The sequence below is a fragment of the Ruegeria sp. CL3 genome (genome assembly GCF_056536505.1).
Genome location: NZ_JBQFPT010000029.1, coordinates 1 through 3,805, shown reverse-complemented (window position 1 = coordinate 3,805; position 3,805 = coordinate 1). Strand labels below are relative to the sequence as shown.

The 3,805-nt window shown below is 62.9% G+C and carries 3 protein-coding genes; all 3 read left to right on the top strand.

Going from position 1 to position 3,805, the window contains the following annotated elements; all coding sequences use genetic code 11:
* Nucleotides 1-477 (top strand): (2Fe-2S)-binding protein (locus ACR0NO_RS22115; RefSeq protein ID WP_480725711.1); only part of this gene is annotated, 477 nt, incomplete at its 5' end.
* Nucleotides 478-502: 25 nt separating this feature from the next.
* Nucleotides 503-2,863, top strand: a complete 2,361-nt coding sequence (locus ACR0NO_RS22110; protein WP_480725709.1) for a xanthine dehydrogenase family protein molybdopterin-binding subunit — start codon at nucleotides 503-505, stop codon at nucleotides 2,861-2,863.
* Between the two features lie 95 nt (nucleotides 2,864-2,958).
* Nucleotides 2,959-3,750, top strand: a complete 792-nt coding sequence (locus ACR0NO_RS22105; protein WP_480725707.1) for an FAD binding domain-containing protein — start codon at nucleotides 2,959-2,961, stop codon at nucleotides 3,748-3,750.
* Nucleotides 3,751-3,805: the final 55 nt, after the last annotated feature.

Below are 3,805 nucleotides of genomic sequence, written 5' to 3'. Positions count from 1 at the left end.
ATATCGCTGACTGTGAATGGTCTGTCTGTGAGCGGTGATGTTGAGGGTCGGACGTTATTGTCTGGTTTTTTGCGGGATCATTTGTCTTTGACGGGGACGCATGTTGGCTGTGATACGGCGCAATGCGGGGCCTGTGTGGTGCATGTGAACGGCGAGGCCGTGAAGTCGTGCAACATGCTGGCGGTTGAGGCCGACGGGGCCGAGGTTGGCACGATCGAGGGTCAGGCCTCCGAGGATGGGACGCTCAATGCGATCCAGCAGGCGTTTCAGGATCACCACGGGCTGCAATGCGGCTTCTGCACGCCAGGCATGGTGATGAGCGCGGCGGCGCTTCTGAAGGACAATCCGCGCCCGTCCGAGGGTGAGATCCGCAAGTATCTGGAAGGCAACCTGTGCCGCTGCACGGGCTATCACAACATCGTCAAGGCGATCATGGCCGCTTCGGGCCAGGACGTCAGCAGCATCGCCGCCGAATAAGCGGCCCGAGGGAGGAGAACAAGCAATGCCCAAAGACAGTGGCATCGGAGCCAGTTCCAAGCGGCGCGAGGACGTGCGCTTTCTGACCGGAGCAGGCAATTATACCGACGACATCAACGTGGCCGGACAGGCCTATGTTCATTTCCTGCGCTCGGATATCGCGCATGGCCGGATCACCAGCCTTGATACCTCGGCGGCCGAGGCCATGCCGGGCGTGGTCAAGGTGTTCACCGGCAAGGATTTCGAAGGCGTGGGCGGCATGCCCTGCGGCTGGGAGGTGACGGACAAGCACGGCGCGCCCATGCAGGAGCCCGCGCATCCCATTCTGGCCCAGGGCAAGGTGCGCCATGTGGGCGATCCCATCGCCGCCGTTGTGGCCGACAGCCTGGAGCAGGCGCGTGACGCGGCCGAGGCGATTGACCTCGAGATCGAGGAACTGCCCGCCGTGATCGACATGAAGGCCGCTGCGCAAGAGGGCGCGACGCTGGTCCATGACGATCTGAAGAACAACATCTGCTATGACTGGCAACTGGGTGAGGCGGATGACGCCAAGGTCAATGAGGTCTTCGCCAATGCGGCCCATGTGACCACGCTGGATCTGGTCAACAACCGCCTGGTCGCCAACCCGATGGAGCCGCGCGTGGCGGTGGGTGAGTATAAGCGGGGCACGGATGAGTACACGCTCTATACCACCTCGCAGAACCCGCATGTGATCCGCCTGCTGATGTGCGCCTTTGTGCTGGGCCTGCCCGAGCATAAGGTCCGCGTGGTGGCCCCGGATGTGGGTGGCGGTTTTGGCACCAAGATCTTCCACTATGCGGAAGAGGCGTTCTGTACCTTCGCCGCCAAGGCCTGCAACCGGCCTGTGAAGTGGACCTCCAGCCGGTCCGAGGCGTTCATGTCGGACGCCCATGGCCGGGATCATGTCAGCAAAATCGAACTGGCGCTGGATGCAGACAACAACTTCATCGGGTTGCGGACCAACACCTACGCGAACCTTGGGGCGTATCTGTCGACCTTCTCCAGCTCCGTGCCCACATGGCTGCACGGCACGCTGATGGCGGGCAATTACAAGACGCCGGTCATTCAGGTGAATGTGAAGGCGATGTTCACCAACACAGTGCCGGTGGATGCCTATCGCGGCGCGGGCCGGCCCGAGGCGACGTTCCAGTTGGAACGCGTGGTGGATAAAGCTGCGCGCGAGCTGGGAGTCGATCCGATTGCCCTGCGCCGTCAGAACTTCATCACCCAGTTCCCCTATGACACGCCGGTCGCTCTGACCTATGACACCGGGGATTACAACGGGACCATGGATAAGCTGGAAGCTGCGGCTGATCTGGCAGGCTTTGCCGCGCGCCGTGCGGCAAGCGAGGCCAAGGGCAAGCTGCGGGGCCTGGGCATCAACTGCTATATCGAGGCGTGCGGGATCGCTCCGTCGAACATCGTTGGCATGCTGGGAGCCCGAGCGGGTCTCTATGACGCCGCCACCGTGCGGGTGAATGCCACCGGCTCGATCAGTGTCATGGTAGGTGCGCATAGCCACGGGCAGGGGCATGAGACCGCCTTCCCGCAGGTTGTGGCCGACATGATCGGTATCGACGAGTCGATGGTCGAGATCGTGCATGGCGACACCTCAAAAATCCCGTTCGGCATGGGCACCTATGGCTCGCGCTCGCTGGCGGTCTGTGGCTCGGCCATGGTGAAGGCCACCGAGAAGGTGATCGACAAGGCCAAGAAGATCGCGGCCCACCTGCTGGAGGCCTCGGAGGCGGATATCGAGCTGAAGGACGGTCAGTTCAGCGTGGCAGGCACCGACAAGTCGGTGGCCTGGGGCGATGTGACCCTGACAGCCTATGTGCCGCATAACTTCCCGCTGGAAGTGGAGCCGGGGCTGGAGGAGACCGCGTTCTATGACCCGGCCAACTTCACCTTCCCCTCGGGCGCTTATGCCTGCGAGGTTGAGCTGGACCCCGAGACCGGTCAGGTCAGTATCGAGGCCTTCACCGCGGCGGATGACTTTGGCAACATTGTCAATCCGATGATCGTGGATGGTCAGGTGCATGGCGGTATTGGCCAGGGTATCGGCCAGGCGCTGCTGGAGAACTGCGCCTATGATGAGAATGGCCAGCTGTTGAGCGCGTCCTTCATGGATTACGCCATGCCGCGCGCCGATGATGTGCCCTTCTACGGCGTGGATCATTCCAGCCAGACTCCCTGCACGCATAACCCGCTGGGTGTGAAGGGCTGTGGTGAGGCTGGGGCGATTGGCTCTCCGCCGGCGGTGGTCAATGCCGTTCTGGATGCGATGAATTCGGGCGGCAAGGCGGTGGATCACATCGACATGCCAGTGAGCCCGTCGCGCGTCTGGGCGGCGATGAACAGCTGAGTTGAGAGGGCGGACCGGGGGCCAGCCCCCGGACCCCCGAGGTATTTTTAGCCAGATGAAGAGCGGATCTGCGCTCTTCGGAAAGGAAAAGCGGAATGTACAGTTTCGAGTTTGAGAAGCCCTCGAGCATTGCCGACGCGGTTGCCGCGTTGGGGGCCGAGGATGCGCAGCCATTGGGCGGGGGTCAGACGCTGATCCCGACGCTGAAGCAGCGCCTGGCGGCCCCTTCGGTGCTGGTCAGCATGGGTGGGATTGCCGAGATGCAGGGTGTCTGTGTCGAGGATGACGGCTCGGTCGTCATTGGCGGGGCGACGCCCCATGCCACGGTGGCGCGTGAGGCGGCGGGATCGTATCCGGCGCTGGCGGCCTTGGCGGGTCAGATCGGTGATCCGGCGGTGCGCAATCGCGGCACCATCGGCGGGTCGGTGGCCAACAATGATCCGGCGGCCTGTTATCCGGCGGGTGTGCTGGGCTCGGGCGCGACCATCGTGACCAACGCGCGGCAGATCGCGGCGGATGACTTCTTTCAGGGCATGTTTGCCACCGCGCTGGATGAGGGTGAGATCATCACCTCGGTCCGCTTCCCGGTGCCGCAGGCGGCGAGCTATCAGAAGTTCCTGCAGCCCGCGTCCCGGTTTGCATTGGTCGGCGTCTACGTGGCGCGCTTTGCGGATGGTATCCGTGTGGCCGTGACCGGCGCCAGCGAAGACGGCGTGTTCCGGTGGGCCGAGGCCGAAGAGGCCTTGAACAAAGCCTTCAGCGCTGAGGCGTTGATGGGGCTGAGCGTCAACCCGATGAACATGATCGCCGACCTGCATGGCAGCAAAACCTACCGCGCGCATCTCGTCAGCGTCATGACAAAACGCGCCGTCCAAGACTGCGCGTAAACACAGAAACAATAAACCCTAAAGCCCCGGGTAAAACCCCGGGGCTTTTGCTATG